Genomic DNA, 15,512 nt, shown 5'->3' with positions numbered 1-15,512 from the left:
AGCGTGATGTGTGTCACGCTTTTTTGTCCTTTGCTGCGTACGGTAGTACAAAGGACGCTGCAAAACCCCGTTTGAGTTCTGATGCCGACTTACAGATAAAAGTGCGGCCACCTTATTGTTGCGCCGCACAACTTTAGGGGAGCCTCACCATGTCACACCATCTAACCTTCACGCGCCGGTCGCCAGTATTACTGCTTGCGGCGGTACCGTTGCTTTTTGCTTGTACGGGCACTGTTGATAAAGGGCAGCCTGCCAGCAGTTTGCCCGTAAGCTCATCGGTTGCGGCGAGCGTTGTCAGTTCTGCTGCTAGTGAGGCGGCCAGCGCTTCTTCTGTAGCGATGGCTGCGGCCTCATTACTGACCAGCAATGGCCTGTTTAATGCTGGCCAGCAAGACTTTGTCGCTTTTGCTGAAAGCGCCAGTGTTAGTTTTGATGGCGAATTTTCGGTAGCTATAGCGCAAGTAAGTGCTAACCCATGGGATGTGCAATTAATGCACCCTGTGGCCATAGAGGCAGGTAAAGAATATACCCTGTGTTACCACGCCAAGGCCGATGCTAAGCGTGATATTAGCGTGAATGTTGATGATGCCGCACCGGATTACGCGAGTTTATCGGGGGGTGCTATTGAGCAAAGCTTGAGCACGCAATACCAGGCTTTTAGCCATAGCTTTTTTGCCGATGCTACCGATGCAACGGCACGGCTGACGTTTAATCTCGGCGCCAGCGCAATAGGCGTTCAGCTCGATAATATTAGCCTTGCTTTGGGCGAAAGCTGTGCGCTGCTGAGCTCGTCGAGCGCTTCATCGGTACCTTCTGAGGCGGCATCTTGCGAGCTTGTACCGCCAGCTGTTGCGGCAGCCAGCCCTGTTGGCTTGAACCTTAACCGGCCAAAAACAGAGCCTATGATTCCCAAATGGGGTTTAGGTTTTATGCAGTCGCAGTGGGGTTATGGCTCGCCCGAGGCGCCCTTTGGTTACGATACCCAAGAAGGCTTTTTAAACCATGCACGTGCGTTGCGCGGTTTAGATAACCCCTACGGCGACCACACGCACCCAGCCGATATTATGGTGCTAGACATGTATTGGTGTGGCGGCACCGTGGGTGATTTTAGCTGTTGGGATTGGCCCAATAACATGCGCTGGGACCACGCTAAGTTTCCAGACCCTAAGGCGATGATGGACGAGCTGCACGCGATGAATTTCAAAGTAATTATGAATTACCATGCGGGCGGTTTTGAAAGCCACAACCAAGAGTGGATGGCCGCGATGCAAAGCCATTTGGATGCTGGCTTAGATGCGCCATGGCTAGATTTTTGGAGTGGTGGCTCTAAAGCCGAGATACAAATTTGGAACAAAATGCGCAGCCATTTTGGCGAAGATAAGCGCTTAATGTTTATGGCGCGGCACTACACATTGCCCAATACCGAAAACGCCGAAGGTGGCGAGTTTAATGCGGCCGGCGTGTACCAAGACGGTATAGGCAAAGAAACACCGCCGAACGAAGACGATATCGAAAAAACCATGCCTGTGCACTGGACGGGTGATGTTGTTGGGAGCTGGCTGGGGTTAGAGCAAAGTATTGAAGGCGTTGTATACGGGCCCGATGGTGCAATGGGGGGCTGGTCTTATTTGCATACCGATACCCCAGGGCACTCGGGCGTGGTTGGCCCGCAAAGCACCGAGTTGGCGCTGCGCTGGATTCAATTCTCCGACTTTACCACCGGTACCCGTAACCACGGCTGGACGCCCAGAGATGTATGGTCGTGGGGTGAGATGGCCGAGGAGTATTCGTACTTTTCACGCATGCTGCGTTACCGCCTATTACCGTATATTTACACGTACACCAACGTTATTTGGGAGCAAGCCATACCGTTAACGCGCCCGATGAAGCTAGCGTACCCGGGGCAGGCGGACCATCTTAAGTTCCAGTATATGTTTGGTGATGAGCTACTTGTGGCGCCTGTGTATAAGTCGGCAGCGGACTTTGGCGGTGCAATGGATGTGTTCTTACCGGCTGGGGAGCAATGGGTCGATTATTGGAATCATAAGGTCTACAACGGCAATCAAACCATTAAAGTGGATGTGCGGGTAGAAAACCTCAAGCATGTGCCTTTGTATGTGAAGCGTGGTTCGATTATTCCAATGGGGCCGGAGATATTGTACATCGACACGGCAGTTCACCCAGATCCACTCACCTTAGATATTTACCCTAAATGCGCGGGCGAATCGCGCTTTACACTGCATGACGACGATGGTGAAAGTTTGGGGTATCAGCGTGGTGAGTATGCCCGTACAGAGTTTGCCGTCGAGAAATTCGCCGATAGCCTGCGTGTGGAAGTGGGAGCTAGTGTTGGAGAATACAGCGGCAAGCCTACCGAGCAAAACTATCTGCTTAAAATTAATTTGATTGACGAAGCCTACCGCAAGGTTAAACACAATAATACCGAGCTTACCTACGTGAATGATTTTAATTCGTTGTTGGAGCCGCAGGCGGCTGCAGGTACTTGGGCATTAGATGCTGCGCGCAAAATTTTATATGTGCGTTTTTCTACCGACAACACTGTAGACAGTTTTATGAAGCAATAAGCCCGTAATCACTCAGCTCCTCGTACACATTACAGACTTTAATCGATTTCAGGTTTACACCTAACCTCTCAAAAACTCTTGAGAGCAGATGCTGGTTGGACTTTCGTCGCTTCCAGCTCGCTATCGATATGACCGTTTTCTCAGCCGTTTGTTTTTTATCTCTATCCTCAATTTTTAATAGATTGAGAGCCGTTAATGACGCATTGACCTGATTATTGATGGCCTCCGAACGGCGTGATTGGCAATGTGTCAAGCCGGTGTATTGTTTAGCATCTCTGAATAAAAATTCTATTTGAAATCGAGCCCTGTAATACGACAATAATGTCAGTGCGTCTAAATTTTTATCTGTCGAGAACAATATCGCTCTTGTCGATACAGCTGAATCCGACGATCGAAGAAGCACTACACGTACCTCACGCTTCAATGAAACGCTATACGCGATGGCGCTGTATATTTCAGTGTTACTTTCATAGGATCCAATGTACTGAAAGCGCGATAGATCATTTTCAAAATTGATTTTCCCTTCGTATTGTTTGGGCCGCCCGCAGCCCGAGTATTCTCCCCGATAAAGCCATTTTAAATTTGCATCGACTCGTAGCTTGCCGACCATGTGCAGCCCTGCATTCACAACGCTGTTCACAAATTTATACTTGCTATAAAATGAATCAGCGGCTAGATACTGAATCTCTAAACGCTTCAATTCATCTGCCATATCGGCAGCATGATCAGCATAAAGATCAGTGCGTGTTTTACCTTCTGTATCGATGGTTTGCCGCGCATCAATCGAGTAAGCCGTATGACTTTTAATATTCACTGCGCTAATGAGTGACGTTTCTAGTCCTCGTTCACTAGCCCCTTGAGCACCGTTATAAAACCAGCCTAGCCCCTCTGTCTTTTTACCTGACTTTTTCATGAAGCTAGCGTCAATGGCTGCAATATTTTCCTGCGACCGCCCCAATGAATGCAAGAGAAGCTCTGTGTTGAATTGCGCAAACGGAAAACCACGTCGATACCAACGCGCGAATCGCTTCTCACTCATGTCGCTATAGCGACTCATATTTCTGAAAGTCGCTCGACCGTGAAATACAACCAATGTGGCAAGCAGGCCAGTCATAAATACACGTTGAGGCTTATTGATGCTAGGCATTAAACTGAAAATAGTGTTTACTAGGTCTGTCATGGGTAAATCTTGTGGGTTGTTTGATGTCAGAAACCAAATTATCTCAAAATTTATCCATGACACCTAATAACATAGCGAAACTCTATTCCCTTCCTGCCGACACGACATGACTACTTTGGGCCTATTGTGGTGCTTAAAACTGTCCGAAGTGTTGCTACCGAGGTAAGCCAAAATAATACAGTGGTTATTGAAAAATAACGCTAGGCAAAAAGCATTAAAGGGCGCTATGGCGCCCTTTTTTATTGGGGCAAGATAATAAAAAAGGGAGTAATCGGTATAAAAAACCAGTTTTCGTAGGGCCTGCCTTAACAGAAAGCACAGTGATTTAGGCAGCTAAACCCTCAATTAAAGCTCGTCAAAAATAATGCCAAAACAGCTCGTGCAGAAAAAATAATAGGTAATTTAATGAACTTTAGGGGGTAGGGAGGGTGTGGAATTTTGGGTAGTCTTAAAATTCCATAGCGCGAGTTTGTGTTACTTAGCAGTCTAGTTGATGATTTTGCGCTTGTCTGCAAAAAAATAAATTTTTTTAAAAATTAAGCTTGGCAAGTTTTTAAATTTGTTTCATAGTCAGTTTAAGGCTGCAGCAACAAGTACTTAAACGCCAGCCAGTGTTGTTAGATGCATACGCTAGCAGGGCGCATTAAGTGGGAGTCATTAGTGCTTTCATGTATTTGTCATTTAAACGTGCTAGTGCTAGTTGGCAGTAATGCTAAAAGTGTAAGCCTGTTAATACAATTACTTTGAGGTTACGTACACAGTCAGAAGATAGAAAGTTTCAGATTAATTGGTAATTACATATTTTTTTCGGAGAATACAATCTATGGCCAAGCGAGCAAGCGCGAAACGAAATGCAACCTATCAAGCACAAAATTCACATCATGGTTCGGGGCGAAGTAACCAACGCAAGAAGGGCAATAAACACCAAAACCTTCCGGGCTTAGAAAGCGCCGAAATCTTTGAACTTAATGCTCGACAGCAAGTCTCTACCGCTTACGCTCCGCAACAAGATCTAAAACCCCTACGCCCCCGCACCAAAGCCCAAAAAGATTATATTAACGCAATTAAAAATAGCAGCCTGACGTTTGGCATTGGCCCTGCTGGTACCGGCAAAAGTTATTGCGCTGGCGCGCTGGCTGCCGAAGCGATGCAAAATGGCCAAATAGAGCGCATTATTATCACCCGCCCAGCAGTAGAGGCCGGCGAAAACCTCGGCTTTTTACCTGGCGATATCGACGAAAAATTTGCTGCTTATATCGATGCCTTTCGCGATATTTTAAACGAGCGCCTCGGTGCCGGCACTGTTAAATATTTAATGCGCCATGGTCGTATTGTGGCGGCGCCTTTAGCTTATATGCGCGGGCGAACCTTCAAAGAAGATACCTTTGTAATTCTTGATGAAGCACAAAATACTACGCCATCACAAATGAAGATGTTTTTAACCCGCATTGGTGAAAACTGCAAAGTAGTAATTAATGGCGATATTAAACAAAGCGATATTAAAGGCCCTAACGGTTTAGGCGATGCGATAAAACGGCTGGGTGGTTTAAATAATGTGGCGATACATGAATTTGATCGCGATGATATTGTACGCAGCGGCTTAGTGCGCGCTGTTATCGACCGCTACGAAATGGATTAACAAGCAAGCCGTAAACCGCCATAGAAGCTATTACGCTATGGCGGCTTTACGTGCGGCAGCACGTGCCTCACATGCTGCTTGTATGCTTTTGCTGCGCTTTAAACTCCTGCTGTAAATATTGCGTGCGGTATTGCGCTGCACTGCAACCGAAGTTATCAACACCCATTCCCTTTTCTGAATATAAGCAGGCATCTTTGCTATTGGCTATACCATCTTTGTCGTCATCGCGCTCTTGTTCGGAACAACCAATAGCATTAACGCGATTATTAATGGCCGTTGTTGGGCAAGCGTCACGGGTATTGGCAATACCGTCGATATCATCGTCGTGCGTATTAGCGGCAATGGGTTTTGGTAGTACAGCATTTTCGACAATGCACTGTGGCGTAATATTGGGGGTGTCTTGGGCATGGTTAACAATAAAGCCAAAGGCAATGCTCTCGCCAGGTGCTAAATCGCGATCGTCACTATAGCCTTTGGCTAAAAAGTGGGTGGCATCTTGTTGTTGCACAATAGTATCCCAAGCTTCACGGTATACCACCTTGTCGCTAAATAAAATATTTACTGTCCAGTCTTGCATGGTGTTTTCACCGACATTGCTCACAACAATATCTTTTGTAACAAACCCGCCCGTCCAGCGCTGGGTGGAACCAATTACACAGGTAAGTGATTTACCAATAATATTCACCCAGACATCTGGCGAGAGTGAGGCGCTGCCGTTGCGGTGTATGGCCTTGGCGTAAATGCGCTGCCTGCCGGGGGAGTCTGAATGCCACAAGGTATTAAACGGCGGCTGATTAGTGGTAGCAACAGCCTTATCGTTAGCAAAGTAAGTCACTGCGATAATATCTGAAAACGACGATTCAATTCCTAGCGCAATAGCATTGGGGGCGAGGTTTTGATTCGCGTTTAAAGTGCTTAATTTAAATGTGGCTGCGGGTGTATGGCTGTTGTTTTCCAAATCATCAATTTGAAGTAAATAAGCAATTAAGTCTTCTTTTTCGCCGGAACTTAGCTGTTGGCCATTGCCGTGGCTTTTCTGATTAATAACCTCAAGCAAACTATTGGCCGAACCATCGTGAAAATAAGGTGCGCTATGCCAAAGGGCTTTTAGCGTTGGAGTGTCAATACCATTAAGGGTATTACTGCCTAAGCGTTGCCCGCTGGTTATCTTAATGGTGCCAACATCATGGCGTAAACCTTGGGGGCTATCGGTAAATGCTGGGCCGCTGTGACAGCCAGAGCAATTTAATTGTTGATAAATTAATTTTCCGCGCTGCGCTTTATGACTCAGTTGCTGCTGGTTTCGCCAAGGGCTAATCCCAAATTGTGTTAGTGACGCCGTATATGTTGCTATTGCATCTAGGGCGCGAGAGCGTCCAGCTTTATATTGGTCTAAGGTATGAATGGTATCGTCAAAATCTTTATCATTTAATAAACCTCGGCCGCCAAAAGCGTGGCGAATGTCGTGCTCGAAATCTTGTATTTCATCAAAATTAGCACTCCAGTGTAACTTGCCGTGGGCCGTGCCGGCGCGGCCGCGTAAAGCAATGGTATTGCGCAGGCCTTCGCCACGATCAGAAAAATCCCACGTGCGGCCATCGTGTTCACCATCCAGATGGCAAGAGGCACAGCTGATGTAGCCGTCGCGTGAAATGCGTGGGTCGTCGGCATTATTAAATAACTTTTTTCCTTCTAATACTGACGTGTGCAATTTTTCGTTAATGACGGTTTGGGTTTGCCAATGCGTATTGAACGGCCCCAAACTTTTCTGTGGCCCAGTAAATAAATGGGATTTTTGTATGCTGCGCGACAAGTAATTATGTATATAAAGGTGGTTGTCAATACTGGTGATGCCAATTGGCGTTGTATTGGTTGTTAAGCGATCTAGCACTTGCAGTGATTGTGTATCGTAAGCGGTAATGCGATTGTTGCCTCTAAAGCTAATATAGGCGATGGTACCGGTTGGACTAAAGTGGATGGCGCTAGGCAGTTCGTGGTTATCGATATCTATGCGTTTATTAATAATTTCAACATCATGGGTTATATCAATAAAAGAAATTATCGAGCGTACAGAATTCTCGAACGTTAATCCCTTGCCATCATGCATGCCGCCGCGTAATAGGTTGTCTTTTTTCGAGCCTACCCATAGTGTTTTTCCATCCGGCGCTATCGCTAGGCTAATTAAATAATTGGGCAGTCCTCGTCCGTTTCTGTCGGAATCTGGATGTTGATCCATATGCAATGCAATGGTGGAAGCCTTGTTAAACGTTGTTGTATCAATAGCGTAAACCTCGCCTTGGTGATCTGGCGATATAAAACGCGAGGCATATAATTTTTTACCATCATGGGTTAAGGCTAATGCCCGTGGCCACGGCCCTATATATAAACGGTCGATAATGCGTTTATGCAGGGTATCAATACGGTATAAATAGCCTGTGCCCATGGTAGCCACATAAGCGATATTTTGTGCGTTGGCATGCACAATACCTTGCGGCTGGCTGCCTGCTGGCAATGCTATTGTATGTAGTATGGTGCCGGTAGTACTTTTAATGATTGTAATGGCGGCGTCGTCTGCGCTGGTTACCCAAATATTACCTTGCAGATCCAACGTTAATGACCGCGGATTTTTAGCCACCTGAACTTCGTATATTTTTTTTCCGCTGTTCGCGTGTAAGGCGGTTACGCTGTTGTTATCGGGGTTTACATTCCATATTAAATTTTTCGTGCGGTCGGCAATAATTGTACTGGACGATATGCCGCCGGGGTTAGTGGTGCTGCCTATTACAATATTGCGTGTTGCATAATCGTATAGCCCTGCCGAATTTTTAACTTTAAGTTGAAGGTTATAAATACCTGGTTTGCTATAGCGATGGCCTAAGGTGTTGGCTTTACTGAATACAGTTTTACTGCCATCGCCCCAATTAACGCTGTACTGCTGGCTATTATCGGGGGCTATAGCATTTGCCTCTACGCTAACCTGTGGGCAGTTATTGCATTGTTCATGGTTAACGCTAAGGTGTGTTATTTGAGGTGGCCTTTTTGTACTTACGGCTTTGCCGGTAGAAAATACAAAGCGAAAGTCTTCTGTGAGTGCATTGCCGGCAACATCGCTAAGGCCATTAGAAAAAATAATAAATTCGTAGGTGGTATTGTGGTCTAACACAGTTTTGGGCGTAATATTAATCACATCGTGATCGGAGCTAACAATATCGACGGCTAAAGCTTTTTTGTGCAATGGCCGTAAAACGATATTTTTATTATTGGTGGTTTTGATATCTAGCGTCTCGGGGATAACAACGCCAATGCGGCTGGTAACAGGTACTTCCGTGGCATTGGCGGCAGGGCTATGAAATAACACTTTAGGTGCTTGCTTATCGGGTTGGCTTTGGTGGCACCATATTCGGCCGTTGTCTGGCCTATGCATGCCGGCAGTAATTAATAAATTGCCAACAGGTAATGTGTACTCCCCACCGCCTTCTGGAAACGTTGCTACCGTTTCAAAAGTATTCATATCGACTTTGGCATTGCCAATAAACATAAAATGATCTTGAAATTGGGCGTAGCGCGTGCGCCCTTCAAAGTCAAAACGGCCAACATGTTTTAAATTTTTAGGATCACTAAAATCAATAATATCGACACCGCGCTGTGCGGTGGTATCGCCATTTTGCGCCAAAATCACGTAGTGCCCCCATACCGGCACACTATCGTAGGCTTTAATTAAAGGAGTGCCGTCGGGCATTGTTCTTATGCTATCGAGTAATACTGGGTTGCGCGGGTCGCTAAGATCGTAAGTGGCAACGCCTTGGGGTGTTTCGTTATCACCGGTAACAATGAGTAGGTTGCCAATTAAATTCACATGGCCTTCAAATCCGGTATCGTCCAGTACGTTAACGGTACTGAGCTTATCTTGGTCCGGTGTGCGCAAGTCGTGAATAGAAAAGTGCCCAACCTGTTGGTATTGATAGGAATTAGCAACATCTGAAAAGCCAAAAGGGTAATAGCTATTAACCATATCGCTGGCATTAAAAATGGGTTTGGCTTCTTTTAGCGCGGGCAATTGTGATAAATCAACTTGATGCTTGCCAGACCAATGATAAAGCTCGGTTTCACCAATAAACGTGTGAGTGTGCTGGCCTTCCCATAGGTTATTGTCGTAGCTGTTTACTAAAACAGGAGCGGACGGGTCATTTAAATCCCATACCTTCGTCATCGAGCCGCCATGCCTGTTTTGAATCAAATACCCGTTGTGGTACGTGAAGAACATGGTGCGCAAGTCCTCGCCTTTAAGGCGGCTTAACTCTTGCCCTTGCGGGCAGCTAAAGCTTTGTAAATCGAGAGAGAAGGCAGGTGCGGTAACAAGAAAAAGGCCGAGGCTAAACAAAAGCCCCATGATGGGGCTAGGTGTAGGGGAAGTCATATTTACCGCTGTGAATCGATGGAGGGGCTATTGCTGGGCTGCCAGCAATTAGATTAAAAAGCATACAGATGTTTATTCTAGCGCCAAAGCGGTGTTGGAGTAATGCTGCAGCGCTCTTTTCTTTCAAAGTGTGCGCTGGGTCAGAGGCGCAGCGTGTAACTTGGCGCAAAAGGCGCTCATAGAGGGGGGCAACAACAGTATGCGATGTGAGGGTATATTATGGTTGACAGTAATGAATATTCCTCTATGTCCTTTTACCTCAAGCCTATAAGTTATCCCTCCCCCAGATGTCTACACAGTTAATGCGGTAATCGAAGTCAGCTTGTCGTTTAAGTTTATTGGCGTTGCATATTACGTTAGACTTTATACTTTTTTCCCGGATGGATAATAATGCGTTTAGCCCTGATGTTAATTTTGGTACTGTCCCCATTTTCTTATGCCGAACTTCAGCTTGAAAAACTTGCAAAGGACGATTGGATTGAGTTGCGCACAGATAATTTTGTTGTAGTAACTGATATGAAAGCGAAAAAAGCCAAGTCGCTTGTGAGTGACTTGGAAAATTTTCACTACTTTATAACAAATACTCTTGGTAAGCCGCTGGTGACGGCAAAGCCATTAGAAATTCTTGCGATATCATCGAAGTCAAATTTTAAGCGATTAGATTTGCCCGAATTTTGGGCTGGTGTATTCCGAACAGGCCTGGACGGTGACCTTGCGATTGTTAATGTTGCTAATTATTCCAATAAAAAGGCTAAGGGGTGGGGTAATCAGATATTAATGCACGAATATGTGCACTTTGTATCTCGGCGTATTGGCAGTGAATCTTTTCGCCCCCTTTGGTATGACGAGGGGGTTGCTGAATATTTAGCATCGTTTCGTATAGAAAAGAAAGGTAAGTCGGTAAGCGTTGGCAGTATGGATGTTATTGGCGACCGTCTCTATTCAATACAAACGCCATCTCGTATGGGGTACGAAAGTATTGATGTTGAAGATTTATTTAAAACGACCAATATCAATATGAGCTGGCGGCGGGATGAGTCTGGAAAGCAAAAACGTAAAGACGAAAAGAGGTCATTTAAATTTTATGCTCGGGCAATGGTTACATATCATTACTTCCAAAGTGAGAAGAATCTAAGTGATCAACTTGCACGCTATATTACTCTATTAAATCAAGGTCGTTCTATTGACGATGCATTCAGCCTTGCATTTAAAGCTAGCTATGAAACGATCGATAAAAGAATCAATGACTATATTAGTGGCCGATTTGTAAAATTCCTAAGATTTGATACTGGAAAAGCAGGTATTGAATTTCCAACGGTAAACCCGGCTATTAAAGAGTTAGATACCGCCGGCACCTATTCTTACCTTGCACAAGCAATACTCAGGTTTGGTAGCTATTCATTTCCAGAGCGAGACGAGGCACTTATACTCGCGAAAGAAAAGGCGCCTAAGTCTGCTCAAATAAAATTGGCTGAAATAGAGTACCTGCTAGCATCAAATTCTGCTCCTACACCACCAACAGAATCAATACTGGCGACTCTCTCGAAAAAAGAGATTGAGCAATGGGAGAAATCCAAGCGAAAATTAGAGCCACTTTCTTCAATAGATGCTGAAAAGCAGCTGCAGGTGCTGGCTGAAACCTACGTTGATGATGCCGATATTGCTAGTTTATTAGCATACAATAAGTACGATTCAACATTAATGCGACTGCGGGTTGGCCACCCAGATGCGAATACAGATTTTGTTAACCTGCGTAAATTAGCGCGTAAAGCCATACGCATGGATAACCATAATGGTCGCGCATTTTATACTTTAGGCCTTGCCGGTGCCAACGCTACAGAAACCAGGAAAAAATTTCTAGAAGAAGCGACCTCGGCACTTTATAGCGCTCGCTTACTTTTAGGTTTAAAAACGTTATCGCCCCATATTATGGATGAAATCAATGTCAATATGCTAGCGGGTGATGCAAACCGGGTATTGAAACTCTGCCGACAATACAAAATTATGAGTGACAGTAATTGGATTACCAAAGGCTATGGTCGTTTTTTTGTCGAAGCACAAGAATTCCGTGTTATACCGTTAGGTGAAGTAAAAAATATTTCAGAAAATGCTATTGAGTATACAGATGGCTCTATTTATACCGGCGCTATCAAAAACAAACGTCCGCATGGGAAAGGCATACTTAAATCCTATTTCGGCGGCAATATGGAAGGCTTATGGAAGGATGGATTTTTAGAAGGTGAGGGCAGGCTATCGACCAGTAATGGATTTCATTATAAGGGTAATTTTGAAAGCAGCTTAGTGACGGGAATCGGGGAAATGCAGTGGCCGGAGGGGTTCAGTGTTACGCGCTCTAAAGGTGAGTTCCTTATGGGTATGGAGCACAATAATCATCGCTATTATAAAACGGATGGTAGAATTTTCGAGGGGCAGCAATGGCTTGGTGGGCACCACGGGGACGTAACAGTATCTAAAGAAGGTAAGCTATTGCATAAATTTACGGCCTACCGAGGCCATATTCGCACGCAAGTGAGTAACGATTTAATCTTTGCTGGTGGAATGGATAACAACTATCTTGCCACCGGTCGAGGTGCATGTTTTAGTCAATCTGAAAACCACGTTTGGCCTTGCCGATTTAAGAATGGCGAAATGATCGAAGGTCAGCAAGAATTGTAAATTTCAGCCAAGCGATATAGAAAAAATACAGTTAAATAAAACTGTATTTTTTCTATGGAATATTAAGATTCAGTAGTCAGCATTATTAGATCTCACTTACCTTTCGGCGCCTAAGCGAGTCCGCTCGCTCATCAATAGTGCCTGAATCCGCTTTCATCGATTCTTTCTTGAACTCAGCTCTATAGGCTCAATTACGGGTCATATTAACACCTCATTTTATGGAAAGTATCGTCTCTCATTGAAGTCCCTGGCTGGACTAGGCTGCTACATTTTTCGAACCATCAGGACTATTGGTAGTTTTTGTTGCCTAGCGTTATTTTTTGGGGGAGGACTGCTCTTTAAAAAGCTGATTCTATTAATCTGGCATATGGATACTGCAATTGTTATATAAAGCAGTTAGCGCTGTAGATTAAGGGGGCGGATAAAAGAATAAAGCATCGGTCGGTTACCCAAATCTTTCTGTGGCGCCTTTATTAATGCCGTGAACGGTGCGCGCGAAGGGTCATTTAGTGGGTAAAGTACGATTATGTTTTGCTGAGCTTCTTATAGTCACAAAGGGAATATATTTATTTATCTTCGGGGTTTGTAATTTTTACCCCGCTTTAATATTGATTGAATAATTGTGAAGCAGTACAAGGATATGGGCAGTACGGTTTACTCGATAGCTTCTAGAAAATGGTACTTATGGGCAGTAAGTCAGTGTTGGGCTTGAAAAATTCTTAATTTGCCAAATTCACAATAATAATGGTCAATAATACTATGCAATATTTATCAGCTAAACGTATTCCGTTGGTGGCTGCCGTGGCAGCTGCTACGTTGCTTTCGGGTTGTACCGGCGGAGATACATCATCGTCCACGGTTGCGGACAGCAGTGCGGCTGCTGTTGTATCAAGCAGCGTGCCTGCGATTGTCAGCTCTTCATCAGTAGCTCCAGTTTCTTCAAGCTCGCAGCCTGTTAGCAGCTCTAGTATTGCAGTTTCCTCAAGCAGTATGGGCTCATCGGGCACAATGCCGTTTTTAATGGGCATTAATGTTGGCGGTGGAGAAATGACCGTGCAAGGTAACCCGTATATTGCCGACCGTTTCGCGTCGTCGGGTACTCCCAATACAACGTCTGATAGCATTGATGGAACAACGGATGATGCCTTGTATCAGTCTGAGCGCTATGGCGATTTCACTTATCAAGTACCGGTGACCAACGCGACTTATGCTGTTGAATTACATTTTGTGGAAATGTATCAAACTGCCGCGGGTGCACGTACTTTTAATGCGAGCATTGAGGGGCAAACGGTACTTGATAATTTCGATATTTTTGCGAACCATGGCCATGATACTGCGTACACGGTTAGGCAGGATAATGTCGTGGTGGACGATGAAACGCTGACTATCACATTAGAAAAGTTAGAAGATAATGCAACCTTAAGCGGCATTACGGTGTATTCATCTAATGGCGCTTTTGTGGAGCCGCCACCACCGCCGCCACCACCAGTTTCGGCGGAAAACCCAGGTGCCGATTGTGCCGTAGGTTCGCTGCCTAATGGTAGTTCACTGCCTAATAACCCTAATTTACCAGACCCATTTACTAAGCTTGACGGCACACGCATGACCGACAAGAGTGAATGGCGTTGTCGTCGCCAAGAAATATTAAAACAAGCTTACAACTATATTTACGGCGAAAAACCCCCGAAACCTGATAGCGTATCTGGAACTGTCAGCGCTAGCAGCATTTCGGTGAATGTAATGCACGAAGGCAAAAGCCTAAACTTTAGCGCTTCTGTGACTACGCCTTCGGGTTCTGGGCCATTCCCTGCAGTTATTGCATTCTCGGCGGCACCAGAAATGTCTGCATTGTTTAGGCAAAACGGTGTTGCTGTTATTAACTTTAACTCTGCAGATTTAGCTATCGATACTAACTCGCTTAGTGGGCCATTCTTCTCACTCTATCAGGGGCAAACCAATGCGGGCATGTTGACGGCTTGGTCGTGGGGCGTTAGCCGCTTGATTGATGTACTGGAGGCCAACCCTGGCGTCATTAACGCACAGCGATTAGCCGTAACGGGTTGTTCACGCCTGGGTAAGGCGGCCTTTATCGCCGGAGCATTTGATGGCCGTATTGCGCTGACTATCCCAGTAGAATCGGGTGTAGGCGGTTTATCGTCATTGAAGCTTATTCCTGACCTTAATGGCCCAGGCGCAGGTGGTGAGCAGCCCTCCCACGCAACGACAGGCTATCGCCCTTGGTTCTCACCATCGGCATTCACCTTAGTAAATCAAACCGATAGATTGCCTGTTGATACTCACGAGGTGGTAGGTCTTATCGCGCCGCGCGGTTTGCTTGTTATTGATAACCATGGCCGGCTTACCGATTGGCGCGGGCTGAACTTTGAATCTACTTATGCCGCCACCATGGCCGGTAAGCGAATTTATGAGGCTTTGGGTGTTGAAGATGCCGTGACTTTTGTGGCTGAAGGGCAGTCTCACTGCAGCTGGCATAGCGCCTTCAATCAGCCGCTAACGCAAAATATCAACCGCTTCCTATTGGGGCAGAGCGGCAATACTGGTACTGTCGCCACCGATTACGGCGCTATTAGTATTGATGAATGGATTGACTGGACTGTCCCTAACTTAACGGGTGACTTAGACCTTTCAGTGGAATAGCACAAGCTGTAATGGTTAAAAGCCGGCGCCTCGCGCCGGTTTTTTTATGAGCAAGCCCTTCTTATGCCTGTTGCTGGGGATTTGAGTTAGCTTTAGGCGATCTATTTAGCTTTAGCGGCAGGGGGATTGTCAGGCTTTTGTGGTGGCAACTATTCAGCCATCTGCACAATTGAACTCTAATTGATCATTTTCTAGGCCGCTCAAGCCATCTACGACTGTGTGGTCCTGCACAGTCTACCCACACGCACCCTTGCAGGGGCTGGGCGCTATGTACGTGATCTCAGCGCGTAAACAATCAATTAGTCCCGAGTAAGCAATAACTTTTATGGCTGAATAGTTACCTGCGGTACTTAATTT

At 45.6% G+C, this 15,512-nt stretch carries 6 protein-coding genes; 4 read left to right on the top strand and 2 right to left on the bottom strand.

What is annotated here, in order from left to right; translation table 11 throughout:
* Positions 1 to 149: 149 nt before the first annotated feature.
* A complete protein-coding gene (locus tag MARGE09_RS20810) occupies positions 150 to 2,585 on the top strand; it encodes a TIM-barrel domain-containing protein (protein WP_236985096.1) in 2,436 nt (811 codons plus the stop codon).
* Here MARGE09_RS20810 and MARGE09_RS20805 read toward each other — a convergent pair.
* The gene (locus MARGE09_RS20805) at positions 2,572 to 3,765 is read right to left on the bottom strand and encodes a transposase (protein ID WP_236984675.1); all 1,194 of its coding nucleotides are present in this window, start codon (positions 3,763 to 3,765) and stop codon (positions 2,572 to 2,574) included. The genes MARGE09_RS20810 and MARGE09_RS20805 overlap by 14 nt on opposite strands.
* A gap of 823 nt (positions 3,766 to 4,588) precedes the next feature.
* Between MARGE09_RS20805 and MARGE09_RS20800 the strand changes: the two genes are divergently transcribed.
* Positions 4,589 to 5,404 carry a PhoH family protein gene (locus tag MARGE09_RS20800; protein WP_236985095.1) on the top strand — a complete coding sequence of 272 codons (816 nt, stop codon included), beginning with the start codon at positions 4,589 to 4,591 and terminating at the stop codon, positions 5,402 to 5,404.
* Positions 5,405 to 5,471: 67 nt separating this feature from the next.
* On the opposite strand, the gene MARGE09_RS20795 is transcribed toward MARGE09_RS20800, so the two are convergent.
* Positions 5,472 to 9,821, bottom strand: coding sequence for an Ig-like domain-containing protein (locus tag MARGE09_RS20795; RefSeq protein WP_236985094.1), 4,350 nt, complete (start codon positions 9,819 to 9,821; stop codon positions 5,472 to 5,474).
* A gap of 390 nt (positions 9,822 to 10,211) precedes the next feature.
* Between MARGE09_RS20795 and MARGE09_RS20790 the strand changes: the two genes are divergently transcribed.
* The gene (locus MARGE09_RS20790; protein WP_236985093.1) at positions 10,212 to 12,497 is read left to right on the top strand and encodes an MORN repeat-containing protein; all 2,286 of its coding nucleotides are present in this window, start codon (positions 10,212 to 10,214) and stop codon (positions 12,495 to 12,497) included.
* Between the two features lie 759 nt (positions 12,498 to 13,256).
* Positions 13,257 to 15,155 (top strand): malectin, encoded by a 1,899-nt coding sequence (locus MARGE09_RS20785; protein WP_236985092.1) that lies wholly within the window; start codon positions 13,257 to 13,259, stop codon positions 15,153 to 15,155.
* Positions 15,156 to 15,512: the final 357 nt, after the last annotated feature.

It is taken from the genome of Marinagarivorans cellulosilyticus (assembly GCF_021655555.1).
GTDB lineage: Bacteria > Pseudomonadota > Gammaproteobacteria > Pseudomonadales > Cellvibrionaceae > Marinagarivorans > Marinagarivorans cellulosilyticus.
This window is presented reverse-complemented; position numbering and strand designations above follow the sequence as displayed.